Origin of the sequence: Streptomyces sp. NPDC004284 (genome assembly GCF_042874035.1) — a bacterium.
Classification (GTDB): domain Bacteria; phylum Actinomycetota; class Actinomycetes; order Streptomycetales; family Streptomycetaceae; genus Streptomyces.
Genome location: NZ_JBIAMJ010000006.1, coordinates 405,762 through 430,175, shown reverse-complemented (window position 1 = coordinate 430,175; position 24,414 = coordinate 405,762). Strand labels below are relative to the sequence as shown.

The 24,414-nt window shown below is 72.3% G+C and carries 22 protein-coding genes and 1 pseudogene; 16 read left to right on the top strand and 7 right to left on the bottom strand.

The annotated features are described in order from the left end of the window. Positions 1–46: 46 nt before the first annotated feature. Positions 47–931: a phosphatase PAP2 family protein gene (locus ACFYUS_RS19015; RefSeq protein WP_388852847.1), complete on the bottom strand. Its 885-nt coding sequence runs from the start codon at positions 929–931 to the stop codon at positions 47–49. Positions 932–1,336: 405 nt separating this feature from the next. Here ACFYUS_RS19015 and ACFYUS_RS19010 point away from each other — a divergent pair, with 405 nt between their 5' ends. After that, a complete protein-coding gene (locus ACFYUS_RS19010) occupies positions 1,337–3,142 on the top strand; it encodes an MFS transporter (protein WP_388852844.1) in 1,806 nt (601 codons plus the stop codon). 43 nt (positions 3,143–3,185) lie between these two features. Here the strand turns inward: ACFYUS_RS19010 and ACFYUS_RS19005 are convergent, their stop codons facing one another. Then, a complete protein-coding gene (locus ACFYUS_RS19005) occupies positions 3,186–3,620 on the bottom strand; it encodes a cell division protein SepF (protein ID WP_388852841.1) in 435 nt (144 codons plus the stop codon). A 322-nt stretch (positions 3,621–3,942) separates the two neighbouring features. Between ACFYUS_RS19005 and ACFYUS_RS19000 the strand changes: the two genes are divergently transcribed. Then, complete coding sequence (locus ACFYUS_RS19000) at positions 3,943–5,280, top strand: DUF5685 family protein (RefSeq protein ID WP_388852838.1); 1,338 nt, start codon at positions 3,943–3,945, stop codon at positions 5,278–5,280. 28 nt (positions 5,281–5,308) lie between these two features. Here the strand turns inward: ACFYUS_RS19000 and ACFYUS_RS18995 are convergent, their stop codons facing one another. Both ACFYUS_RS18995 and ACFYUS_RS18990 read right to left on the bottom strand, forming a co-directional pair. Then, on the bottom strand, positions 5,309–6,286 hold the full coding sequence (locus ACFYUS_RS18995; protein WP_388852835.1) for an ABC transporter substrate-binding protein: 978 nt from the start codon (positions 6,284–6,286) through the stop codon (positions 5,309–5,311). Beyond that, complete coding sequence (locus ACFYUS_RS18990) at positions 6,283–6,762, bottom strand: GNAT family N-acetyltransferase (RefSeq protein ID WP_388852832.1); 480 nt, start codon at positions 6,760–6,762, stop codon at positions 6,283–6,285. Before ACFYUS_RS18990 ends, ACFYUS_RS18995 begins: the two co-directional genes overlap by 4 nt. Positions 6,763–7,206: 444 nt before the next feature. Between ACFYUS_RS18990 and ACFYUS_RS18985 the strand changes: the two genes are divergently transcribed. The 11 genes and pseudogenes from ACFYUS_RS18985 to ACFYUS_RS18935 form a co-directional block, all read left to right on the top strand. Further along, a complete protein-coding gene (locus ACFYUS_RS18985) occupies positions 7,207–8,055 on the top strand; it encodes an amino acid ABC transporter permease (protein WP_388852829.1) in 849 nt (282 codons plus the stop codon). Then, positions 8,052–9,857, top strand: a complete 1,806-nt coding sequence (locus ACFYUS_RS18980; RefSeq protein ID WP_388852826.1) for an FAD/NAD(P)-binding protein — start codon at positions 8,052–8,054, stop codon at positions 9,855–9,857. The genes ACFYUS_RS18985 and ACFYUS_RS18980 overlap by 4 nt, the downstream gene beginning before the upstream one ends. A 53-nt stretch (positions 9,858–9,910) precedes the next feature. Beyond that, positions 9,911–10,798, top strand: a complete 888-nt coding sequence (locus ACFYUS_RS18975) for an amino acid ABC transporter permease (protein ID WP_388852823.1) — start codon at positions 9,911–9,913, stop codon at positions 10,796–10,798. Beyond that, positions 10,795–11,583 (top strand): amino acid ABC transporter ATP-binding protein, encoded by a 789-nt coding sequence (locus ACFYUS_RS18970; protein WP_388852820.1) that lies wholly within the window; start codon positions 10,795–10,797, stop codon positions 11,581–11,583. The genes ACFYUS_RS18975 and ACFYUS_RS18970 overlap by 4 nt, the downstream gene beginning before the upstream one ends. Before the next feature lie 32 nt (positions 11,584–11,615). Further along, the gene (locus ACFYUS_RS18965) at positions 11,616–12,587 is read left to right on the top strand and encodes an ABC transporter substrate-binding protein (RefSeq protein WP_388852817.1); all 972 of its coding nucleotides are present in this window, start codon (positions 11,616–11,618) and stop codon (positions 12,585–12,587) included. Between the two features lie 187 nt (positions 12,588–12,774). Next, the gene (locus tag ACFYUS_RS18960) at positions 12,775–13,791 is read left to right on the top strand and encodes an LLM class flavin-dependent oxidoreductase (RefSeq protein WP_388852814.1); all 1,017 of its coding nucleotides are present in this window, start codon (positions 12,775–12,777) and stop codon (positions 13,789–13,791) included. Continuing rightward, the gene (locus tag ACFYUS_RS18955) at positions 13,788–15,098 is read left to right on the top strand and encodes an NtaA/DmoA family FMN-dependent monooxygenase (protein WP_388852811.1); all 1,311 of its coding nucleotides are present in this window, start codon (positions 13,788–13,790) and stop codon (positions 15,096–15,098) included. The genes ACFYUS_RS18960 and ACFYUS_RS18955 overlap by 4 nt, the downstream gene beginning before the upstream one ends. Beyond that, the gene (locus tag ACFYUS_RS18950) at positions 15,095–15,883 is read left to right on the top strand and encodes a DUF1684 domain-containing protein (protein ID WP_388852807.1); all 789 of its coding nucleotides are present in this window, start codon (positions 15,095–15,097) and stop codon (positions 15,881–15,883) included. The genes ACFYUS_RS18955 and ACFYUS_RS18950 overlap by 4 nt, the downstream gene beginning before the upstream one ends. A gap of 191 nt (positions 15,884–16,074) precedes the next feature. Continuing rightward, a complete protein-coding gene (locus ACFYUS_RS18945; RefSeq protein ID WP_388852804.1) occupies positions 16,075–16,929 on the top strand; it encodes a S1 family peptidase in 855 nt (284 codons plus the stop codon). A 75-nt stretch (positions 16,930–17,004) separates the two neighbouring features. Next, the gene (locus ACFYUS_RS18940; protein ID WP_388852801.1) at positions 17,005–17,898 is read left to right on the top strand and encodes a S1 family peptidase; all 894 of its coding nucleotides are present in this window, start codon (positions 17,005–17,007) and stop codon (positions 17,896–17,898) included. 177 nt (positions 17,899–18,075) lie between these two features. Next, positions 18,076–18,713 (top strand): annotated as a pseudogene (locus tag ACFYUS_RS18935) (aldehyde dehydrogenase family protein); the annotation flags it as partial. Between the two features lie 175 nt (positions 18,714–18,888). Here ACFYUS_RS18935 and ACFYUS_RS18930 read toward each other — a convergent pair. Continuing rightward, a complete protein-coding gene (locus tag ACFYUS_RS18930; protein ID WP_388852799.1) occupies positions 18,889–19,926 on the bottom strand; it encodes a DUF3533 domain-containing protein in 1,038 nt (345 codons plus the stop codon). Between the two features lie 258 nt (positions 19,927–20,184). Between ACFYUS_RS18930 and ACFYUS_RS18925 the strand changes: the two genes are divergently transcribed. After that, positions 20,185–21,054 carry an esterase/lipase family protein gene (locus tag ACFYUS_RS18925; RefSeq protein WP_388852796.1) on the top strand — a complete coding sequence of 290 codons (870 nt, stop codon included), beginning with the start codon at positions 20,185–20,187 and terminating at the stop codon, positions 21,052–21,054. On the opposite strand, the gene ACFYUS_RS18920 is transcribed toward ACFYUS_RS18925, so the two are convergent. Both ACFYUS_RS18920 and ACFYUS_RS18915 read right to left on the bottom strand, forming a co-directional pair. Further along, positions 21,051–22,013: a lytic polysaccharide monooxygenase gene (locus ACFYUS_RS18920; RefSeq protein WP_388852793.1), complete on the bottom strand. Its 963-nt coding sequence runs from the start codon at positions 22,011–22,013 to the stop codon at positions 21,051–21,053. The genes ACFYUS_RS18925 and ACFYUS_RS18920 overlap by 4 nt on opposite strands. Positions 22,014–22,136: 123 nt before the next feature. After that, entirely contained in the window at positions 22,137–22,805 is a 669-nt protein-coding gene (locus ACFYUS_RS18915; RefSeq protein ID WP_388852790.1) for a response regulator, read from the bottom strand. A 133-nt stretch (positions 22,806–22,938) separates the two neighbouring features. On the opposite strand from ACFYUS_RS18915, the gene ACFYUS_RS18910 reads away from it, so the two are divergent. Together ACFYUS_RS18910 and ACFYUS_RS18905 are read left to right on the top strand one after the other, a co-directional pair. After that, positions 22,939–23,922 carry a Bug family tripartite tricarboxylate transporter substrate binding protein gene (locus ACFYUS_RS18910; RefSeq protein WP_388852787.1) on the top strand — a complete coding sequence of 328 codons (984 nt, stop codon included), beginning with the start codon at positions 22,939–22,941 and terminating at the stop codon, positions 23,920–23,922. Then, positions 23,919–24,413, top strand: coding sequence for a tripartite tricarboxylate transporter TctB family protein (locus ACFYUS_RS18905; RefSeq protein WP_388852784.1), 495 nt, complete (start codon positions 23,919–23,921; stop codon positions 24,411–24,413). Before ACFYUS_RS18910 ends, ACFYUS_RS18905 begins: the two co-directional genes overlap by 4 nt. Position 24,414 lies beyond the last annotated feature (1 nt).

Here is a 24,414-nt window from a genome sequence, read left to right as displayed (position 1 = left end):
CCGATGTCGGCCGGGGCCCTTTCCCGTACGCGGGGAGGGGTGCGGATCAGCCGCGGGTCACCGGGGCGCGCCGGCCGCCGGCCACCGCCACGGGCTCCCGCGCCGGCTCCTCGGACGGGGCCGGGCGGGGCGGGAAGAACCCGGGGCGCGGCCCTCCGGAGGCCACGGGCAGCGAGGGCACGAGCCGGCGACGGTCCCGCAGCCGCTCCCGCACCCGGTCGCGCGCGGCGAGGATCCAGGCCTCGGAGACGGCCAGGACCGGCTCGCACCAGGGCAGCGCGAGCAGCACGAGGAGCCCGGCCGCCCAGCCGAGCAGCACGTCGCTCAGCCAGTGCGTGCCCAGGTAGACGGTGGTGAGGCCGACGCCGAGCGCGACCACCGCGGAGAGCGCCGACAGATAGCGCCGGGCTCTCGGGGTGGTCGCCAGATAGGCCAGGATGCCCCAGGTCACGACCGCGTTCGCGGTGTGCCCCGAGGGGAATATGTCGCCGCCCCCGAAGAGCTCCGCGGAGCCGACCTGGGTCGCGTAGTGGGGGCCGAGGCGGCCGAGTCCGATCTTGACCGCGCCCACCGAGACGTTCAGCAGCAGAAGGGCGGCGCCGAGGCACAGCAGCGGGCGCAGGGTGTGCTGGCGCCAGGAGCGCCAGCCCAGCCAGGCGGCCACCATGACGGCCGTGGGGCCGCGCTGTCCGAGGACGACGTAGTAGTCGAGGAAGCCGTGGATCTCGGGCCACTGCTGGTACGGCCGGAAGAGCATGATCTTCCAGTCGAGGGTCACCAGCCACGTCGACAGCAGGACGGCCACGACGATGGCGAGATAGAACGCCGACGTCCCGCCGAAGAGGGCGAGACGCGTGCGGGTCATCCGCGGGACCTCTATCTTCGGCGGTTCCGGCTCCCGGTCCAGCCGGGCAAAGATGTCGGTACGCACCCAATCGACGTTACAGGGAGTGAGAAGCAGACCCGGGCGTTCCGCTCCCTTCGTGATGATCGTGTGATGTGGAGTGGGTCTCATCGAGTGGTCTATTCCAGGCGTCCGTCGGGAAATCCGATGACCTTCGGCCCTATTGCCGAGAGGGTCGATTCCGGAAGCGTGTTTGAATGCACGGGAATTTCCTCAAACAGACGTCCGTGCGGAATTCCATGCGACGCGCGGCCGGCGCCGAGTGGTGTACGCCACACCACGAGGTCCGCCGGGGTGAGAGCTGCGCCACGCGCTCGGGCCTTGAACTCGCGTACGCTGACGGCTCACTCGCCCGTCGATGCCGGGCCGCCCCGGGGTATACGCCCTGGTCGGGGCCCGCCGAGCGCGAGAGCTTCACTGGGAGGTACGTACATGACGCGGACGAACACGGCCCGAGCACGATCGCGTACCGCCGTCGGAGGCGGAGCCAACCGCTGGGCCGTCCTCGTCGTCCTCTGCGTCAGCCTTCTCCTGGTCGCCCTCGACGCGACCATCCTCCACGTCGCCGTCCCCTCGCTCACCGAGGACCTGCGCCCCAGCTCCACCGCGCTGCTCTGGATCGTCGACGCCTACCCCCTGGTCTGCGCGTCGCTGCTGATCCTCTTCGGCACCCTCGGCGACCGGGTCGGCAGACGCAGGATCCTGCTCCTCGGCTACGCGCTCTTCGGCATCGCCTCGGCGGTCGCCGCGCTCGCCACCGACGCCGCGGTCCTCATCGGGGCCCGTGCGCTGCTCGGCGTCGGCGGCGCCATGATCATGCCCGCCACGCTCTCCCTCATCCGGACGGTCTTCCCCGACCGGCGGGAGCGGGCCACCGCGATCGGCATCTGGACCGCCACCGCGGCGATCGGGGCCGCGACCGGGCCCGTGCTCGGCGGCTTCCTCGTCGAGAACTACTGGTGGGGCTCCGTCTTCCTCATCAACATCCCGCTGATGGCGCTGATCCTTCCGCTCGGCCGCCGCCTCCTCCCCGAGTCCCGGGGCGCCGCCGACGGCCCCTGGGACGTGCTCGGCGCGCTCATGGCCGCCGCCGGCGTCCTGCTCTGCGTCCTCGGCGTCAAGCACGTCGGGGCCGGCGGATCGCCGCTCTCCCTCACGGCCGCCGGACCGCTCGTCACCGGCATAGCGCTCCTCGTCCTCTTCGTACGACGGCAGAAGCGGCGCCCGCACCCGCTGATCGACATGCGGCTCTTCTCCCGGGCCGCCTTCACCACCTCGGTCGGCTGCATCGTCATCGGCATGCTGGCCCTGGTCGGCCTGGAGCTCATCGCCGTCCAGTACCTCCAGCTCGTCCTCGGCCTCAGCCCCCTGGAGACCGGGCTCCGGCTCCTCCCGCTGACCTTCGCCGCCATGGCCGCCGGCGCCACCGGCTCGTACACCCTGCGCAGGATCGGGCCGCGCCGGATGGTCGGCTGGGGCTTCCTGCTCACCGCCTCCGCCGTCCTGCTGCTGACCCTCATGGGGCAGCACGACCGGCCGGCCCTGCTCACGGTGGGCTTCGTGCTGCTCGGCTTCGGCCTGCAGACCACGCTCTTCTCGGCGTACGAGTCGATGCTCAGCGAGGCGCCGCAGCGGAGCGCGGGCGGCGCCGCCGCGATCGGCGAGACCTCGTACCAGCTCGGCGCGGGCATGGGCATCGCGCTGCTCGGCAGTGTGATGAACGCGGCGTACGCCCCCGGGCTCGCCTCGGTGCCCGGGGTGCCCGCGGAGGCGAGCCGGGCCGCCGCGAACTCGCTCGGCGAGGCGTACAAGGTCGCCGATCAGCTCGGCGGCACGGCGGGGGAGGCCCTGCACCAGGCCGCCCGCCACTCCTTCGTCACCGGTCTGCACGTCACGCTCTGCGTGAGCGCCGTGCTGCTGCTCCTCGGCGCGCTGATGGCCCGGCGACTGCCGGAGGTCATGGAGTGCCCGGTGGATCCGGAGGAGGCCTTCGACGCCCTGGCGAGCGAGAGGGCGGCCTCGGCCCCGGAGGCCCTGGAGGCCCCGGAGCGGGACGCGGGGCTTCGGGATGTGACGGAGCCGACCGGGTCGGCGGGGACGCCGGGGGCGGCGGGGACGCCGGGGACGGCATCCGCGGGCCCTGCGGAGCGGTCCGATTCCCCCGAGGCGGTCGAGCCGCGGGTGCCCGGGACCCGGGAAGCGATCGAGCCCGCCGGCTCGGGGCGCCAGGCGCACTGACCCGACCGCGTCGGGAGGCGCCCGGCCGGGCCGGCGGACTCGTTCAGCTCTGGTTGAAGAAACCGTCCTGCCGGCGCCGGCCGGACTCGCCGGTGAGGATCTGGGTGTCGGCGGGGGTCAGCAGGAAGACCCGCGTCGCCACGCGCTCGATCGAGCCGCGCAGCCCGAAGGCGAGACCGGCGGCGAAGTCGACCACGCGCTTGGCGTCGTTCCCCTCCATCGCGGTCAGGTTCACGATCACCGGAACCCCGTCCCGGAAGAGCTCGCCGATGGCGCGGGCGTCCCGGAAGCCGTCCGGGGAGACGGTGGCGATCCGGCGGCCCCGCTCCTCGGCGGTGTCCGTGGCCACCCTGACCCGGGGGTCCGTCACCCAGGCGTCGCCGCCCTCGGCACCGTCGGCGTACTCGTCGTCGTAGTAACGCTCGTCGTTGTCCTCGACGAGTCCCAGCCAGGCACTCGCCTTGCGCACCGATCCCATGGACGCCTCCTTTCAGCGCGGTCATTTGTGGTTCCGCAATCCCTATCGTCGTCCATGATGCGGATCGCGCGCCAAGTGGATAGCCGCCGCGCAGGAGATTCGTGACGGTACTGGTGCAGAACGTGAGGGCGGTTTTCTGGCGATTCGTCAGGAAACTTGCGGTATGCGGGGCCTGAGGGAGGGCCATGCAGCTGAAAATATGAAAGTCGTGCCACAAGGGTGACGATGGGCGCGTACGGGTGAACGGACCCACTCGCTACGATGCCGCGGGGCCGCTCGGCGGACCTTCGCCCGCCATCGCCCACGACTCACGGGGGAGTCCTTGTTCGGAATCGTCAGACCCTGCACGCACCGGCTCACCGACGGCCTCAAGACCGAGTGGATGGCCCACCTCTGCGGCCTCTGCCTGGCACTCCGCGCCGACCACGGGCAGTTCGCCCGCGTCGTCACCAACTACGACGGGCTCATCGTCTCCGTCCTGACGGAGGCTCAGACCGGGGTGACCGAGGCCGGCCGCCGCAAGGCGGGCCCCTGCGCGCTGCGCGCCATGCGGACCGCCCCCGTCGCCCGGGGCGAGGGAGCCAGGCTCGCCGCCGCCGTCTCCCTCGTCCTCGCCTCGGCGAAGGTACGGGACCACGTCGCCGACCGGGACGGCCTGTTGGCCCGCAGGCCCGTCGCCGCCGCGGCCCGCCGCGTCGCCCGCTCCTGGGACAAGGCCGGGGCCAGGACCGGCCGGGACCTCGGCTTCGACACCGCCGTCCTCGTCGACGCCGTCGACCGCCAGACCGGCATCGAGGCCCTCGCGGGCCCCGGCACCTCCCTGCTCACCGTCACCGAGCCGACCGAGACGGCGACCGCGGCCGCCTTCGCGCACACCGCCGTCCTCGCGGGCCGGCCCGGGAACGCGGCGCCGCTCGCCGAGGCGGGCCGCCTCTTCGGCCGCCTCGCCCACCTCCTCGACGCCGTCGAGGACCAGGCCGCCGACGCCGAGACCGGCGCCTGGAACCCGCTCACCGCCACCGGCACCTCCCGCGAGGAGGCCCGCCGGCTCGCCGACGACGCCCTCCACGGCATACGCCTCGCGCTCAAGGACGCCGAGTTCGCCGACGGCAAGCTCGCCCACGTCCTCCTCGCCCACGAGCTGCGCACCTCGGTCGACCGCGCCTTCGGCACGACGAGCTGCTCGCACGGGGCGCCGGGCGCGGGGCAGGGCGCGCCGCACGGACACGGGCCGGTGCCGGGGAACCCGTACGCTCCCAACGGGCCGGTGTCGGGCAACCCGTACGCCCCCGGCGGCCCCGTGCCCGGCAACCCGTACGCCCCCGGACCCGGCGGTCCGGGCGGCCCCTACGCCCCCGGACCCGGGGGCCCCGGCGGCCCCGGCGGGCCGTTCCCGCCCGAGCCGCCGAACCGGCGCGGTCTGATCGCCGGCTGCGCCCTCTGGCTCGGCCTCGCCTGCACCTGCCAGATGTGCTGCGGGACCTTCGAGGACCCCTGGAACCGCCGGCGGCGCGACGGCCTCTGCCGGCAGTGCGACACCAGCAGTTGCTGCGACTGCTGTGACTGCTGCAGCAACTGCTCCTCCTGCTGCGAGGGGGACGGCTGCTGCGGCGACGGCTGCTGCGACTGCGGGGGCTGCGACTGCGGCTGCAACTGCTGACGTCCCGTCGGAGTCCCGCGCGCCGTGGCTACTTCTTCGGCGCCGGGATCTCCGGCGGGGAGATCTGCGACTTCTCGATGCCCGAGGCCGCCACCCCCCACTTCCTCAGGATCCGGTCGTACGTCCCGTCGGCCTTCAGGCCGTTCACCGCCGCCTGGAAGGCCGGCGCCAGCGGGGTGCCCTTCTTGAAGGCGAAGCCGACGTCGAGGCGCCGGTACTCGTTGAGGAACTTCACGTTCTTCTGCTGCGTCACCGCGTACCGCACGCCGTTGATCGTGTTCATCACGACGTCGCTGCGGCCCTGCTGGAGCGACATCCAGATCGCCCCGGTCTCGCTGTAGACGTTCACCTCGTACGCCGGCTTCCCGGCCTCCGCGCACCGGCCCTTGTTCTTCTCCAGGGTCGCCTCGAAGGTGGTGCCGGCGTTCACGGCCACCTTCAGGCCGCACAGCTGCGTGAGGTCCGTGACCGCCTTCAGGGTGCTGTCCGCGCGTGCGGCGAAGCCCTGCCCGTCGTTGATGTACGTGACGAAGTCGATGGTCTTCCGCCGCTCCTCGGTCACGCCGAAGTTCCCGGTGCCGACGTCGTACTTGCCGCTGCCCAGCGCCGGCAGGATCGCCTCGAAGCCGACCACCTCGCGCTTCAGCTCCAGACCGAGGGCCTTCGCGACGGCGGCCGAGAAGTCGGCGTCCACGCCCACGACGGTCTTGCCGTCGGGCAGATACGCGGAGCTGGGCGGGGTCCCCACCGAGGAGGCGATCGTCAGGCTGCCGCGCTGCCGCACCTCGGCGGGGAGCAGCTTCGCCGCCGCCTCGTTCTTCCTCACCGCCGCCACCACGTCCTCGGTCGGGAGCGCGCCCTTCGCGGCGCCCGGCGCCCCCGAGGCCCCGGCCGGGGCGGTCGCGGGCTCGCCGCCCGCGCAGGCGGTGAGGCCGAGCGCGGCCGCGGTGATCAGGGCGAAGACGAGGGTGGTGCGTGCGGTGCCGGAACTCGTGCGCGTACTCATGGCTTCGGGTTCTCCAGGAATTTCTCGAACGGCAGCGGGCCGATCGACTCGGGATCGGCGGACACGTCGAAGAGCGGGCGGTAGCCGCTCGCCAGGTAGAGGCCCTTGGCCTCCGGCTGGCGCGGCCCCGTCGTGAGGTAGACGCGGGAGTAGCCGCGGGCGGCGGCCTCCCTCTCGAGCACGGTCAGGACGCGGCGGGCGAGACCGCGCCTGCGGTGCGCCGAGTGCGTCCAGATCCGCTTCAGTTCGGCGGTGTCCTCGTCGTAGCGGCGGTAGGCGCCGCCCGCCACGGGCCGGCCCTGCTCCAGGAGGAGGAGGAAGGCGCCGTGCGGCGGGGCGAACTCCGCCGCCGGATAGCGGCTCAGGTCGTGCGCGGAGCCGTACCGGGTCGTGTACTCGTACGCCAGCTCGTCGAGGAGCGGGCGGGCCAGGGGGTCGGTGGTCGTGGTCCGGTGCACGGACAACGCGAAGGTCATGACGGTCCTTCAAGGAGAAGGAGAAAAGGGGAACACCCCTCCTTCGGGGCGAAGGAGGAGAAGGGAACGCGGGGCAGGGCGAGGGGAGGGGAGGGCTCAGGCCCTCAGAGAAGGCCCGGGTGTGAAGGCGCCGCGGAAAACAGCACGCGGGCAGGGAGAAGCAGAGGGTCGGCTCAACAGGAAGAGGACCACACGCGACCGAAGTCGATGTGGGAGCGCGTGACCAGCTGCTGCGGATGCATGGCCTCAGTGGAACAGGCATCCGGTCCCGCGTCAACCGCGATGAGACGTACGGCTCACAGTGCGGACAGCCTTGACAGCGGGCCGTGTCGACCGCATAGCCTCGAAGGGCGGATCGGGCTGAGGGGCCCGGATCCGCGGCTCAGCGCGTGTGAAGGCGCACCCCGTGTTCGATCCGCCCTCTGGCATCCACGGAGCCCTCGCATGTCCGCGACCCTCGTCGAAACCCCTTCCGCGGCCCCGCCGGCCGAACCACCCCCGCGCATCGTCCCCACCCGCCGTACCGGCCAGTGGACCGCCGCCGGAGTCGTCCTCGTCCTGCTCGCGCTCGCCCTCGTCTCGGTCGTCCGCAACAAGGCCTTCCAATGGGACGTCGTCGCCGAGTACTTCACCTCCGCGTCCGTCCTGCGCGGCCTCGGCCTCACCCTGTGGCTGACCGCCCTCGTCATGGCCCTCGGCTTCGTCCTCGGCACCCTGCTCGCCGTCCTCAGGCTCTCCGCCAACCCCGTTCTCCGCGCGGTCAGTTGGGGCTACGTCTGGTTCTTCCGGTCCACCCCGATCCTGGTCCAGCTGCTCTTCTGGTTCAACATCGGCGTGCTCTACCCGCAGATCCTCGGCGTGAACACGGTCAACCTCCTCGGCCCCGTCGCCGTCGCCGTCATCGGCCTCACCCTGCACGAGGCCGCCTACGCCGCCGAGGTCGTCCGCGGCGGCATCCTCTCCGTCGACCGGGGCCAGATCGAGGCCGCCCAGTCCCTCGGCCTCGGCCGGTGGCGCCGGCTCACCCGGATCGTGCTGCCGCAGGCCATGCGCTCCATCGTCCCGCCCGCCGGGAACATGCTGATCGGCACCCTCAAGGGCACCTCGATCGTCTCCGTCATCGCCGTGCAGGACCTGCTCTACTCGACGCAGCTCGTCTACCACCGCACGTACGAGATCATCCCGCTGCTGCTCGTCGCCACGCTCTGGTACGTCGCCGTCACCTCGGTCCTCGGCATCGGCCAGCACTACGTCGAGCGGCACTACGCCCGCGGAACGGCCGGTGCGCGATGAGCCCCCACCCGTCGATCGTGATCGTGGGCGCCGGGCCGCGGGGGACCGGCCTCCTCGAACGGATCGCCGCCAACCTGCCCGAGCTGTACGGCGACGAGCCCCTCGACCTCCACCTCGTCGACCCGCACCCGCCCGGCCCCGGCCGGATCTGGCGCACCGAGCAGTCCCCGCTGCTCTGGATGAACTCCGAGGCCGACGACGTCACCATGTTCACCGACGAGACCGTCGACCTCGAAGGACCCGTCCTCCCCGGACCCACCCTCGCCGAATGGGCCGGCATCGACGGCCGCAGCTTCCCCACCCGCCCCCAGCAGGGCGCCTATCTGCGCTGGGTGTACGAGCGGGCCCGCGGCGCCCTGCCCGCCTCCGTCACCGTCCACGAGCACCGCACCACCGCCCTGCGGATCGGCGGCCCCCGCGACGGACGCCAGCGGGTCTGGCTGGAGGGCGCCGCCGCCCCCCTCCTCGCCGACCTCGTCGTCCTCACCGTCGGCCACCAGGACGCCGAACCCGACCGGGAACAGCGGGAACTCACCGCCTTCGCCGCCCGCCACCGGCTCGTCCACCTCCCGCCCGACTTCACCGCCGACAGCGACCTCGCCGCCGTCCCCGCCGGCGAACCCGTCCTCGTCCGCGGCTTCGGCCTCGCCTTCGTCGACCTGATGGTGCTGCTCACCGAGGGCCGCGGCGGACGGTACGAGGGCGAGGGCGACGAGCTCGTCTACATACCCTCCGGCAAGGAGCCGGTCCTGCACGTCGGATCGCGCCGGGGCGTCCCGTACCACTCGAAGATCGGCTACAACCTCGACGGCGAACGGCCCCCGCTGCCCCGCTTCTTCGGTGCCGAACAGACCGACGCCCTGCTCCGGCGCCCCGGGCCGGTCGACTTCCGGCGCGACGTGTGGCCGCTCATCGACAAGGAACTCGGCTGGGCCCACTACCACCGGCTCTTCTCCACCCACCCCGAGCGGACCGCCCTCGACTGGAGCGACTTCGAGAAGGCCTACGAGGAGGCGCCGCCGCGCGGGGCCGAACTCGCCGCGCTCGTCGCCGCCGCCGTCCCCGACCCCGCCGACCGGCTCGACCTCGACGCCCTCGACCACCCCCTGGACGGCATCCGCCACCCCTCCGCGGAAGCCCTCCAGCAGGGCCTGCGCGACTACATCACCGAGGACCTGACCCGCCGCCACGACCCCGCCCACAGCCCCGACGCCGCCGTCTTCGCCGGACTCCTCTCCGTCTACGGCCAGCTCGTGCGGCTCAGCAGGCGACTGGACCCCGACGCCTGGTGGCACGGCTTCTTCAGCTACCTCGCCTCCGGCCCGCCCGGCCCCCGGCTGCGGCAGCTCCTCGCGCTCTCCCGCGCCGGCGTCGTCCGCTTCCTCGGCCCGCAGGTCACCGTCGAGGCCGACGAGGAACGCGGCCTCTTCCGGGCCGCGTCCGCCGCCCTGCCGGGAGAGTGGACCGAGGCCCGCGCCCTCGTCGAGGCCCGGATCCCCGACCCCACCCTGGAGCTCACCCGCAGCCCGCTGCTCCGCGCCCTGTACGAGGAGGGGACCAGGACCACCGCCGGCGGCCTCCTCGTCGTCGACCCCGTCGACGGCCGGCTCCTGGAGCACGACGGGCGCCCGCACCCGCGCCGCTTCGCCCTCGGCCCGCACACCACCACCCGCGCCGGGAGCGGCTTCACCCGGCCCCGTACCGGCGGGATCGCCTTCGGGCAGAACGACGTCACCGCGCGGGCCGTCCTGACCCTGCTGCGTGACCGGGCGTGTCGGCTTCCCGCTCCGTCGAGCGTCTGAGCCCCGGCCCCTTCTCCTCTTCCCCGTTCGTGCCCCGTTCCCGAGGAACCGCCATGTCTCTCACCAGCGATCCACCCGCCACCGCAGCCGTCACGAAGACCCCCGAGGCGGTCGCGCCCGAGCTCGTCGTCGTCCCCGTGCGCCACCCCTGGCGCTGGGCGGCCGTCGCCGTCACCGCCGTACTGCTCGTCCAGTTCGCCCACGGGCTCGTCACCAACCCCGGCTGGGAATGGGACGTCTTCGCCGCCTTCTTCACCACCGAGACGATCCTCCACGCCGTCTGGGTCACCCTCCAGCTCACCTTCTACGGCACCGCCCTCGGCTTCGCGATCGGCATCGTGCTCGCCTTCATGCGCCTGTCCGCCAGCCCGTTCCTGCGGTCGGTCGCCTTCGGCTACATCTGGGCCTTCCGCTCCATCCCGCTCATCGTCCAGCTGCTCTTCTGGTTCAACCTGGCCTACCTCTACAAGGAACTGAGCATCGGCATCCCCTTCGGACCGAGCTTCCTCTCCTTCGACACGATGGGCCTCGTCGGCGAGATGAGCGCCGCCGTCCTCGGCCTCGCCCTCCACCAGGCCGCCTACGCGGCGGAGATCGTCCGGGGCGGCGTGCTCGCCGTGGACGAGGGTCAGTTGGAGGCGGCGGCCTCCCTCGGCATCCCCCGGCTCCGGCAGGTGCGGCGGATCGTGCTGCCGCAGGCGATGCGCTCGATCCTGCCCAACGCCGCCAACGAGATCATCTCGCTCTTCAAGGGCACCTCGATCGTCTCCGTCATGGCGATCGGCGAACTCTTCTACCAGGTCCAGGTCGTCTACGGCCGCAACGGACGCGTCGTCCCGCTCCTCATGGTCGCCACCGCCTGGTACGTCCTGCTCACCACCGCGCTCTCCGTCGTCCAGCACTACGTCGAACGCCACTACGCGAAGGGGAGCGTCCGATGAGCTCCGACACCCTCGAAGACCGCGCCACCGCCAAGGTCGAGATCCGGGCCGTCCACAAGCGGTTCGGTGCCCTCCACGTCCTGCGCGGCATCGACCTCGACGTCCGCGCCGGCGAGGTCACCGTCGTCCTCGGCCCCTCCGGCTCCGGCAAGTCCACCCTGCTGCGGACCATCAACCACCTGGAGAAGGTCGACAGCGGCACGGTCGGCGTGGACGGCGTCCTCGTCGGCTACCGCCGCTCCGGGAACAAGCTCTACGAGCTGCGCGAGCGCGAGATCCTCAAACAGCGCACCCGCATCGGCTTCGTCTTCCAGAACTTCCACCTCTTCCCGCACCTCACCGTCCTGGAGAACATCGTCGAGGCCCCCGTCTCGGCGTTGAAGCGGCCCCGCAAGGACGCCGAGGCCACGGCCCTGGCCCTTCTCGAACGCGTCGGCCTCGCCGACAAGGCCGACGCCTATCCCAAGCAGCTCTCCGGCGGACAGCAGCAGCGGGTCGCCATCGCCCGCGCGCTCGCCCTCGAACCGAGCCTGCTCCTCTTCGACGAGCCCACCTCCGCCCTCGACCCCGAACTCGTCGGTGAGGTCCTCGACGTCATCAAGGACCTCGCCGCCTCCGGCACCACCATGATCGTCGTCACCCATGAGATCGGCTTCGCCCGCGAGGTCGCCGACACCGTGGTCTTCATGGACGAGGGCCGGATCGTCGAACAGGGAACGCCGGCCGAGGTGCTCGACGCCCCCCGCCACGAGCGGACCCGTGCCTTTCTCTCCAAGGTCCTCTGACCAGTTCTTTCCTTCCGCATAGGAGCACCGCCATGAAGACCCGTCGTACCGTCCTCACCGCCCTCGCCTCGCTCACCGCCCTCGGGCTCCTCACCGCCTGCGGCTCGGGCGACGCCGCCACCGAGATCAAGCCGGAGGGCCAGAAGGACACCGGCATCAACGTGGGCCCGAACCAGAACCGGATCCACACCGCCAAGGACGACACCGCCGCCGGCAAGCTGCCCGAGGCCGTCCGCGAGAGAGGCACCCTGATCATCGGCGTCTCCGCCAAGAGCAACCCGCCGCTCACCTTCCGCGCCACCGACGACAAGACGCTGATCGGCGTCGAGGTCGACCTCGCCACCCTGGTCGCCGACACCCTCGGCCTGAAGCCCGAGTTCAACCCGGTCTCCTGGGAGAACCTCTTCGTCGGCCTGGACAGCGGCAAGTACGACGCGGTCTTCTCCAACGTCACCGTCACCGAGGAGCGCAAGGACAAGTACGACTTCGCCACCTACCGCCTCGACGACCTCGCCTTCGAGGCGAAGAAGGGGTCCGGCTGGACGGTGAGGGGGCCCGAGGACGTGTCGGGCAAGCGGATCGCGGTCGGCAGCGGGACCAACCAGGAGAAGATCCTCGTCGACTGGTCCAAGCAGAACGAGAAGGCCGGCCGCAAGGGCGTCGACATCAAGTACTACGACAACACGACCGACTACTACCTCGCCCTCCAGTCCGGCCGGATCGACGGCTACCTCGGCCCCAACCCCACCGTCGCCTACCACGTGGCCTCCGCCGGACAGACCGAGGCCGTCGGCAAGTTCTCCGGAGCGGGCGCCGGGCTCCAGGGCAAGATCGCGGCCACCACGAAGAAGGACAGCGGGCTCGTCGCCGCCTACGCCGCCGCGATCGACCACCTCATCGAGAACGGCACCTACGCGCAGGTCCTCAAGCGGTGGGGGCTGGGCAACGAGGCCGTGGCGAAGTCGGAGATCAACCCGCCCGGGCTGCCCCGTACCGAGAACTGACCCGTCGCGCCCCGACCCGGTGGTCCGCCGGGGCCGGGGCCTTCGCGAGGGAGGCGGTGTCCGGACCGCGTCTCACCGCGCCGCGCGCGAGTTCACGACGCTTGAACGTCCGGACACCCCCTCCCCCGCTCCGGCCCCGACCCCTCCCGTCGTTGTCGGCTTCCCCTTACGTTCCGAGAGAGACCGTATGACCAGCATCCGACCGCTTCATCTCGCCGCCGAGCTCGCTCCGGGTTCCGGGCGGGCCGATCCCGGCACCGCCGGCCGTACCGTCGCGCTCGCGCGGCTCGGGGAGGCCGCCGCGCTCGATTTCCTCACCCACGAGGACTCTTTCGCCGGGCCCGGGCTCGACGCGCTCGCCGTCCTCGCCAGGGTCGCGCCCGAGACGCGTTCCGTCGGTCTCGTGCCGACCGTGACCACCACCCATACCGAGCCCTTCCACGTGCAGGCCGCCGTCGCCACCCTCGACTGGGTGAGCCGGGGGCGGGCGGGGTGGAGGGTCGAGGTCTCCCCGGGCGGGGACGAGGCCCGGCTGGTCGGTCGCCGTCCGGCGCCGCCCACCGCCGAGCTCTGGCAGGAGGCGGGCGAGGTCGTCGAGGTGTCACGGAAGCTGTGGGACAGCTGGGAGGACGACGCCGAGATACGGGACGTGGCGACCGGACGGTTCATCGACCGCCGCAAGCTGCACCACGTGAACTTCCAGGGCGCGACCTTCTCGGTCAAGGGCCCCTCGATCGTCCCCCGGCCCCCGCAGGGCAACCCGGTGACCGTCGTCGACGCCACCCGCCCGGCCGCCCGGGACACCGCGGCCCACCACGCCGACGTGGCCCTGATCCGGGCCTCGTCCGCAGAGGAGGCCGCCGCCCTGCGCGCCGAACTGCGTCAAGGGGCCCGCGCCCACGGCCGGGATCCCGGGCAGCTGCGCGTGCTGCTGTCGCTGGTCGTCGATTTCGACGCGTACGAGGGCGGGCCCGGGGCGCTCGCCGAGCTGATCGCCGGCTGGGGTGGGGGCGGCGCCGTCGATGGCTTCCACCTCGTGCCCGCTGTGCCGGAGCGGGATCTGGAGCGGTTCGCCGGGGAGACCGTGCCCCGGCTCCGGGAGCGTGGTCTGTTTCGTGCCGGATATGCGGGTGCCACTCTTCGTGATCATCTGGGGCTCGTCCGTCCGGTCGGTCAGTACGTGAGGGTGGGGGCAGACGTATGAGCCGGGGCAGGAAGCAGGTTCATCTCGCCGCGCATTTTCCCGGTGTCAACTCCACGACGGTGTGGGCCGATCCGCGTTCGGGGTCGCAGATCGACTTCTCGTCGTTCGAGCATCTGGCCAGGACCGCGGAGCGGGGGCTTTTCGACTTCTTCTTCCTGGCCGAGGGGCTGCGGCTGCGCGAGCACGCGGGGCGTATCCATGACCTGGACGTCGTGGGGCGGCCCGAGTCGATCACCGTTCTGAACGCCCTCGCGGCGGTCACCGACCGGCTCGGTCTGGCCGCCACGGTCAACGCCACCTTCAACGAGCCGTACGAGCTGGCCCGGCGGCTCGCCTCGCTCGACCATCTGAGCGATGGTCGTGCCGCCTGGAACGTGGTGACCTCGTCCGATGCCTTCACCGGCGAGAACTTCCGGCGCGGCGGCTATCTGGACCGCGCCGACCGGTACACGCGGGCCGCGGAGTTCCTCGCCACCGCCCGGGAGCTGTGGGACTCCTGGACCCCGGAGGGCGAGCGGCGGCCCTTCGCGCACAGCGGGCCGCAGTTCCGGATCGAGGGCGAGTTCCCCGTACCGCGCTCTCCGCAGGGGCATCCGGTGGTCATCCAGGCCGGGGACTCCGGTGAGGGGCGGGAGTTCGCGGCCTCCGCCGCCGATGTGATCTTCACCAGGCACTCGACCCTGGAGGCCGGCCGGGAGTTCTACGCCGACGTCAAGGGGCGCCTTGCGCGGTACGGGAGGGACCCCGGTGATCTGAAGGTCATGCCGGGGGTGACGTACGTCCTCGGCGACACCGACGCCGACGCGCAGGAGCGGGCTCACGAGATCCGCCGGCAGCAGGTCTCCCCGCAGAACGCGATTCTCGCGCTGGAACAGGTCTGGGGCCGCGATCTGTCCGGGTACGACCCCGACGGGCCGCTGCCGGACATCGATCCCGACCCGGACTCCACGCTCGTCCAGGGCCGGGTGCGGGTCGCCGATCCGGTGGGAGTGGCGAGAAAGTGGCGGGCGCTGTCGGAGGAGAAGGGGCTCTCGATCCGTCAGACGGTCATCGAGTCCGGCAGTCGGCAGTCCTTCGTGGGGTCGCCGGCGACGGTTGCGGCGGCCTTGGAGGAGTTCGTCGCCGCGGACGCCGCCGACGGTTTCATCCTCGTCCCGCACCTCACCCCCGGCGGTCTCGACGAGTTCGTGGACCGGGTCGTTCCGCTGCTCCAGGAGCGGGGGGTCTTCCGTACGGAGTACGCGGGCACCACGCTGCGTTCGCACCTGGGGCTTCCCGAGCCCGTATGGAAGGCTGGCACACCATGAGCACGGATCCACAGCAGGACTGGCAGCACTGGCACGAGCAGCGGGAGGCGGCGGTCGCCTCCTCGTACGGCCCGCTCTCCCTGACGGGCACCCACTGGCTCGCGGACCATCCCGAAGGTCGTATTCCGGCCGTTCCCGGAGAGTGGCGGGAGGACGGCGACGAGGTGGTCCTGACGGCGGGCGCCGGGGACGGGATCACCGTCGACGGCAAGCCCTTCGCCGGCACGGTCCGGCTCACCGCCGACCACGCCCCGATCCACGAGTCCCGGGTCGAGTCGGCGGGCCGGCGGCTCGTGGTGCTGCGGCGCGAAGGGCTCTGGGCGGTGCGGGACTTCGACCCGGGCTCGGAGGCGCGCCGCGCCTTCCGGGGCATCGAGGCCACTCCGTACGACGAGCGCTGGGTGGTGCCCGGCGTGTTCCGTCCGTACGCGGAGACGCGCAGCGTACGGGTGGAGAACGCCGACGGCCGGGAGCGCGGCCTCGGCCTCGCCGGGGAGCTGGTCTTCGAGCTGCACGGCGGCGAGCACGTCCTGAAGGTGGCCGTCGAGGACGACGGCACCCTGTGGGCGGTCTTCGCGGACGCCACCAGCGGCCGGGACAGCTACCGCTTCCGTTTCCTGCGGCCCGAGGCCCCGGCGGCGGACGGCTCGGTGACGGTCGACTTCAACCGCGCGCTGCTGCCGCCGTGCGCCTTCGCGGACCACTTCATCTGCCCGTTCCCGCCGCCCGGGAACACGCTGGACACCGCGGTGGCGGCGGGGGAGCGGCGGTTGAACCAGGCCTGAACAGGGCTTTTCCGCTAGTGATGCGCCCCCGGCCGGAGAGGTCGGGGGCGCTCGTGCGTACGGCGGTCTTGTGCGGCCGCTCCGGGAGGGCCACTATCACTGGCGGTGCATGTCAGGAACACGTCACCTGATGGCGCCTCACGGGCCCGCGATCCACGGGCCTTCCGCTTTTTCCCAGAAGGAGGAGCACAGTGAGGAACACCCGCACCCGTCTGCTCGCCGTCGCCGCCGGTCTCGCCGCCGCGACCGCCCTCGGACTCCCCGGCGCCCAGGCCGCCCCCGCGCCCGGCCCCGCCGGAGCCGCCCAGCTCGCCCGCGCCGACGCCGCCGTCGAGGCCGCCGGGGTCGGCGGCACCGCCTGGTACGTCGACCAGGCGTCGGGCCGGGTCGTCGTCACCGCCGACTCCACCGTCACCGACGCCGGCCTCGCGAAGATCCAGAAGGCGGCCGGCGCCGACGCCGGAGCCCTCCGCGTCCAGCGCACCCCCGGTGTCCTCAAGCCCCTGCTCGGCGCCGGAGACGCCATCTACGGCGGCGGCTACCGCTGTTCGCTCGGCTTCAACGTGGTCAGCGGCTCCACGTACTACTTCCTGACCGCCGGCCACTGCGGCAACGTCGCGAAGACCTGGTACACCAACTCCGCGCAGTCGACCCTGATCGGCGCCACCGTCAACTCCAGCTTCCCGGGCAACGACTACGCCCTCGTCCGCTACGACAACGCCTCGCTCTCCCACACCGGCGGCTTCACCGCCGCCGACGCCTACGTGGGCGAGTCCGTCAAGCGCACCGGCTCCACCACCGGCACCCACGGCGGCACGGTCACCGGCCTCAACGCCACCGTCCACTACTCCAGCGGCGGCACCGTGAAGGGCCTGATCCAGACGAACGTCTGCGCCGAGCCCGGCGATTCGGGCGGCGCGATGTACGACGGCACCAAGGCGCTCGGCATCACCTCCGGCGGCAGCGGCGACTGCCGGACGGGCGGCACCACCTTCTTCCAGCCGGTGCCCGAGGCCCTCGCCGCGTACAAGGTCAGCATGTACTGATCCCCCCGCGTGATCCCTTCCGCGTGATCCCCGCACGGACACCCACTGATCCCCCCCCCACAGGAGGAACAAGAAGTGAGGACCAGGCGCACCACCCCCACGAAGAAGTTCCGGCTGCTCGCCCTCACCGCCGGTCTCGTCGCCGCCGCCGCGACACTCGGCGTCCCCGCCGCGAACGCCGACTCCGCGCAGACGTTCAGCGCCACCCAGCTCTCCGCCGCGGGCGACGCCGTCCTCGCCGCCGACGTCGCCGGCACCGCCTGGCGCGTCGACACCGCGACCGGCCGGGTCGTCGTCACCGCCGACTCCACCGTCTCCGCGGCCGAGATCGCGAAGATCAAGCACCGGGCGGGGGTCAACGCGGGCGCGCTGCGCATCGAGCGCACCCCCGGCACGTTCAACAAGCTGATCTCCGGCGGCGACGCCATCTACGCGAGCAGCTGGCGCTGCTCGCTCGGCTTCAACGTCAAGGACAGCGCGGGGAACTACTACTTCCTCACCGCCGGCCACTGCACCGACGGCGCGGGGACCTGGTGGTCCAACTCCACGCACAGCACCGTGCTCGGGAGCACCGCCGGGTCGAGCTTCCCGGGCGACGACTACGGCATCGTGCGCTACACCAACACCTCGGTGACCAAGTCCGGCACGGTCGGCAGCGTCGACATCACCAGCGCCGCCAACGCCACCGTCGGCATGTCCGTCACCCGCCGCGGCTCCACCACCGGCATCCACGGCGGCACGGTGACCGGTCTGAACGCCACCGTGAACTACGGCGGCGGCGAGATCGTCTACGGCCTGATCCAGACCAACGTCTGCGCCGAGCCCGGGGACTCCGGCGGCCCGCTCTACTCGGGCAGCAAGGCGATCGGTCTCACCTCCGGCGGCAGCGGCAACTGCTCCACCGGTGGGACGACCTTCTTCCAGCCCGTGACGGAAGCACTGAGCGCGTACGGGGTCAACGTCTACTGACCTCCCTGCGAGCGGTCCCTCCGGCGGCCTCGCGGCCGGCCGGAGGGACCGCTCCCCTCAGGACCTTCGGCCCTCGTCCCGGGGTCTTTCCCGGCCCCGTCCCGCCACCGGCGGGTGTCGACCGGGAGGGGAGGGACAAGGGACTCGCGAAGGAGACCTGCGAGGGACGCGACGCAGATGGTGGACGGTCTCGCCGGAAGGGCCCTCGGGGCGCTGGAGCGGTTCGAGACCCTCGACCAGGAGCAGGTCGACCACATCGTCAAGAAGGCCTCGCTCGCCGCGCTGGGAGCGCACGGCGAGCCGGCGAGGCTCGCCGTCGAGGAGACCGGCCGCGGTCTCTTCGAGGACAAGGCCGTGAAGAACCTCTTCGCCTGCGAGCACGTCACGCACTCGATGGCCGGTCTGCGGACGGCCGGGGTGATCCGCCGCGACGAGCTGAACGGCGTCACCGAGACCGCCGAGCCCGTCGGCGTGATCTGTGCGATGACCCCCGTCACCAACCCCACCTCGACGACCGTCTTCAAGGCGCTGATCGCCCTGAAGACCCGCAACCCGATCGTCTTCGCCTTCCATCCCTCCGCGCAGAAGTGCTCGGCCGAGGCCGCCCGGATCGTCCGCGACGCCGCCGTCGCCGCCGTCGCCGCCGGTGCGCCGGCCGGGTGCGTGCAGTGGATCGAGGAGCCCTCCATGGAGGCCACCGGCCTCCTCATGCACCACGAGGGCGTCTCCACCATCCTCGCCACCGGCGGGAACGCGATGCTCAGGCCGTCTACTCGTGCGGCAAGCCCGCCCTCGGCGTCGGCGCCGGGAACGTCGCCGAGGAGGGCATCGCCGAGTTCGAGCGGCTCGGCGCGTACGTCGTCACCGCCGCCGAGAAGACCAAGCCGGATGATCGACGAGATGAAGGAGCTGATGACCCGGGCGTACTACGGCGCGTGGACCCGGGCACGGAGAAGGCCCCCGCCGTCGCGGGGGCCTTCCTCACGGGGCCTAGGCCCGTACCTCGCCCACCTCCCCGGCGATCGGCTCCGCCTTCGGCTTCCGCTTCAGCGAGGACATCACCAGCGTGACCGCGGCGCCGACGACCGCCCAGGCCGAGAGGACCAGCATCGAGGCGGTCATGTCGTTGCCCTTGAAGTACGCGATCGAGCGCGCCGCCCAGGTGCCCGCGCCCGGCGGCAGGTACGGGCCGATCGCCCGCCAGAACGGCGGCAGCATCGGCGCCGGGTACGCGCCGCCCGCGCTCGGGTTGCCCATGATGACGATCAGCAGGATCGCGAGGCCGATGCCGACGATCCCGAAGACGGACTGGAGGGCGAGGGTGGCGGCGCCGACGGAGAAGACCACCAGGGCGCCCAGACCCCACAGGGCGGCGATGCTGCCGGGCAGGGCTCCGAGGATCGGGCCGACGATGATCGCGCCGCCGAGACCGCCGAGGATCGAGTAGAGCGCCAGCGCCCCGAGGCGGATGATCGCGCGCTCCGGGTTCGCGGGCCGGGAGCCGGCGCTGATCGCCAGGATCGCGGCGCAGATGTAGCCGCCGACGCACCAGCCGACGACCAGGTAGAAGGACGAGAGCGCGTTGAAGTCCCCCGGTGAGGCGGGGGCCACGTCGACCGTCCGCACGGCGCGCCCCTGGGCGCCCTCCACCGTGGTGAAGATCTTCTCCAGGGCGGTGGAGAGCGCGGCGCCGCCGCCGGAGGCGACGAGCAGGGTGTCGGTGCGGCCGGTGACGTCGACGATCAGGGCGCCGTCGATCTCCCGGTTGACGATCTGGTCCCGCGCCGCGGCCGCGTCGGCGACCGTCCGGGGGTCGACCGGCGAGCCGGGGAGCTTCTCCAGCTGCCCGACGAGCTGTGCGGAGACCTGCTGCGGGGCGACGACGCCGAAGGGCACGTCCTTCGGCGTCGGATGGTGCAGGGCCCCGACGTACGAGGCGATGAACAGGAGCTGGAGGGCGAAGACGCCGACCACGAGCAGGGCGGCCCGGGGGGTGACGGCGCTTTTCAGTTCATCGACGAGACTCATGCCCCCCAGGCTCGGGGGCGGCGGATGTTCCCGCAGGCGGGACGGGGCCGAACGGGTCATCGCGCGGACGGTCCGGGAATCTCGAGGCGCACTCGTGTCCCGGCCGCCCCGCGTGACGACGCATCACTTTTTACCGACGCGTAACTTCCCAGCCAGGCTACCCGTGCGTAGCTTGGCTGGAGAGCATCCCCCACTTGTGGTCCGGACCGCAGGGCACAGCACCCCCACCTTCCCCTTGAGCCGCAAGGAGATCGCCCGATGCTGCCCCCGAAGTCCTGGAAGCGCGCGGTCAGAGCGCTGTCCGTCCTGCTCCTCACCGCCGCCGCCACCCTCGCCCCCACCGTCGCCGCCCAGGCCGATACCGCCCCCAGCCGTGGCTGGAACGACTTCTCCTGCCGGCCGTCCGCCACGCACCCGCGCCCCGTCGTCCTCGTCCACGGCACCTTCGGGAACTCCGTCGACAACTGGCTCGCCCTCGCCCCCTACCTGGTCGACCGGGGCTACTGCGTCTTCTCGCTCGACTACGGCCAGCTGCCGGGCGTGCCCCTCTTCAACGGGCTCGGCCCCATCGCCGCGTCCGCCGGGCAGCTCTCCACCTACGTCGACCGGGTCCTCGCCGCCACCGGCGCCCCCGAGGTCGACCTCGTCGGGCACTCGCAGGGCGGCATGATGCCCCGCTGGTACCTCAAGTTCCTCGGCGGGGCCGAGAAGGTGAACACGCTCGTCGGCATCGCCCCCGACAACCACGGCACCACCCTGCTCGGCCTCACCAAGCTCCTGCCGTACTTCCCCGGCGCCGAGGACGCCATCAGCTCCACGACCCCGGGCCTCGCCGACCAGATCGCCGGCTCGGCCTTCATCACCAAGCTCAACGAGGGCGGCGACACCGTCCCCGGGGTCCGCTACCACGTCATCGCGAGCCAGTACGACGAGGTCGTCACCCCGTACCGCTCCCAGTTCCTGACCGGCCCGAACGTCACCAACGTCCTCATCCAGGACAAGTGCGCGCTGGACCTGTCCGAGCACGTGGCCATCGGCACGGTGGACCGGGTCACCTTCCACGAGGTCGCCAACGCCCTCGACCCGGCCCGCGCGACGCCGACCACCTGCCTCTCGGTGATCGGCTAGCCGCGGGTCCGGCGCCGCCGGCCCGTCCCGAAGAGCACCGCCGCACCGAGCGCGAGCACGGCGGCGCCACCGACCGCCAGATACGGGGTGGTGGCGTCGCCGCCCGTCTCCGCCAGCTCCACCCCGGAACCCGAACCGGCGGCGGGAGCGGGTGCGGGGGGAGAGGCCGGAGCGGTGGGCGTCGACCCGTGCCCGCCGTGACCGCCGTGCTGGACCGTGGACTTGTCCGCGCCGTCCGCGATCTGCTCCTCGGTGGGCGCGGAGGCGGTCGGGGCGGGCGCGGTCGGGGCGGGGGCCTTCGTCGCCGGGGCCGTACCGCCGCTGTCCTGCCCGAAGACCACGTCCGAGCAGGTGTAGAACGCCTCGGGGGAGTCGGAGCGCTGCCAGATCGAGTAGATGAGATGGCGCCCCGACTTCTTCGGCACCGTCCCCCGGAACACGTAGTCGCCGTTCTGCATCCCCGGGTCGGTCACCGTCACGAACGGCCGCTCCTCCAGGTCCGACCACTTCAGCGGCTTCGACGGGTCGTACCCGTCCTTCGTCACGTACAGCGCGAACGAGCCCTTGTGCGGGGCGGTCCCCTTGTACCGGAAGGTGTGCGACCCGGACGCCATACGGCTCGCCGGCCAGTCGGCCCGCGCCAGATCGAGCCCCCGGTACTTGTCGTTGCCCGCGCTGCACAGCTTGCCGTCCGGGATCAACCGCCTGTGCTGCCCCGCCGCGTTCGCGATGTTCACCGCGTTCCAGTCGTAGAACGCCTGCGCCCCGCTCGCCGCCACAGCCGCCTTGCACGCCTCCGACCTCGGCGCCTCGGGCCCCTCCGCGTAACAGGCCGCGACCCGGCTCACAGGATCGGTCATCGACCCGTGCGCGAAGGCACCGGGCGCGGCGGCGAGACCGGACAGGACCAGGGCGGCGGTGACGGCGGCCGTGGCCGTGCCCGTGCGGCGAGAGGTCATGGGGGGACAACTCCTTCACGAGGGTGATGTGGGGGGTTGCCGAGCAAACTAGCCGCGGAAGAAGGGCGGACGGCGGTCCTTAGGGAGGCGTTAAGGCGCAGGTAAGAGGCGGCTGAGGAACGGCTAGCCCAGGCGCCGGTAGCGCCGCTCCGGTCGGCCCGTCCCGCCGTACCGGAGGGTGACCTCCGCGCGGCCCGTCTCCGCGAAGTACTCCAGGTAGCGGCGGGCGCTGACGCGGGAGAGGGAGCCGGCTTCGGCGCATTCGGTGGCGGAGAGGCCCTCGGGGTGGGCGCGGAGGACGGAGTCGACGAGGTCGGCGGTGTGGGGGGCGAGGCCCTTGGGGAGTTCGCGGGAGCCGCGGGGGCGGGTGCCGAAGATCTGGTCGACGTCCTCCTGGCGGGCCTCGTCGAGTTCGGCGAGGCGGGAGCGGAGGGAGGCGACGTGGCGGAGCTGCTCGTGCAGGGCGGCCTGGGTGAACGGTTTGATCAGGTAGTGCAGGGCCCCGGCGCGCAGTGCCGAGCGGATCGTGTTCACGTCCCGCGCCGCCGTGATGAAGAGCGCGTCCATGCCCAGACCGGCCGCGCGCAGCTCCCGCAGCACCCGGACCCCGTCCATGTCGGGCAGGAAGACGTCGAGGAGCACCAGGTCGGGGCGGAGCCGTTCGGCCGCGCGGAGCGCCTCGGCACCGCTGTGCGCGACCCCGGCCACGGTGAAGCCCGGCACCGCCGCGACATAGCGGGAGTGCAGCTTGGCGACCATGAAGTCGTCGTCCACGACCAGCACCTTCGTCACGCCGACCCACGCTAGGTCCCGACCACAAGGACCACAACGTCCGTTGATTGCGGAAGGGAGACAGCTTCATCGCACGAGGGCAACATGTGGGCCACCTCACATCCCCAACCCTCCTGTCTGAGAGGCGGCACACGTGCGGTTGCGCACCCCCTTCGCCCTCCTCGGGGCGGCCCTCCTGGTGCTCGTGGGCCCACCGCTGCTCACCGCGGGCACCGGCTCCGACACCGGCACCGCGATACCCGGCCTGCGCCTCATGGTCCCCAACACCCCCGGCGGCGGCTACGACATCACCGCCCGCACCGCGGCGAAGAACGCCGAGGAAGCCGGCCTCACCGGCGACGTCGAGGTCTTCAACCTGCCCGGCGCGGGCGGCACCGTCGGCCTCACCCGGCTCGTCGGCGAACGCGGCAACGGCCGCCTCGCCATGTCCATGGGCCTCGGCGTCGTCGGCGCCGTCCACACCAACAAGACGCCCAGGACCCTCGCCGACACCACCCCGATCGCCCGGCTCACCGAGGAGCAGGACATCGTCGTGGTCGGCAAGGACTCCCCGTACAGGACGGTCCAGGAGCTGCTCGCGGCCTGGAAGAAGGACCCCGGCAAGCTGCCCGTCGGCGGCGGCTCCTCGCCCGGCGGCCCCGACCACCTCGCCCCGATGCTCATGGCGCAGGCCGCAGGGATCGCGCCGAAGGACGTCAACTACGTGCCCTTCGACGGCGGCGGCGAACTCCTCGCCTCCATCCTCGGGAACAAGGTCGGCTTCGGCGTCTCCGGCGTCGGCGAGTACCTCGACCAGATCAAGGCGGGGGAGCTGCGCCTCCTCGCCGTCACCGGACCGAAGCGGGTCCCCGGCCTCGACGCCCCCACGCTCCGCGAGGCCGGCCTCGACACCGAGTTCACCAACTGGCGCGGCATCGTCGCCCCGCCCGGCCTCTCCGACGCCGAGCGCGACAAGCTCGTCACCCTCGTGACCGGGCTGCACGGCTCCCCGCAGTGGCGCGAGTCGCTCAAGACCCACGGCTGGAACGACGCCTTCCTGCCCGGCGCCGACTTCGGCACCTTCCTCGCCGAGCAGGACCGGCGGGTCGGCTCCGTCCTCAAGGAGCTGGGACTGTGAAGACCCTGTTGCGCGGGCGGTCCGAACTCGGCGTCGGCACCCTCCTGTTCCTCCTCGGCGTCCTCGTCCTCGCCGACGCCCTCGGCCTCGACGCCGACGTCGCCGGACGCGGCCCCGTCGGCCCCGCCACCGTCCCCCTCGTCGTCGGCTGCGGCCTCCTCGTCGTCGCCGTCCTCCTCACCGTCGACGTCCTGCGCGGCGGCCGGGGCGAGGCCGAGGGCGGCGAGGACGTCGACCTGACCGAACCCGCCGACTGGCGCACCGTCCTGCTCCTCGCCGGCGTGTTCCTCGCCTTCGCCGTCCTCATCGGCCCCCTCGGCTTCCCGGTCGCCGGCGCCCTCCTCTTCTGGGGCGCCGCCTACGCCCTCGGCAGCCGCCACCTCCACCGCGACCCGCTGATCGCGGCAGTCCTCTCGCTCCTCACCTACGCCGTCTTCGACAAGCTGCTCGGCGTCCCGCTGCCCGGCGGCCCGCTGATGGGAGTGATCTGAC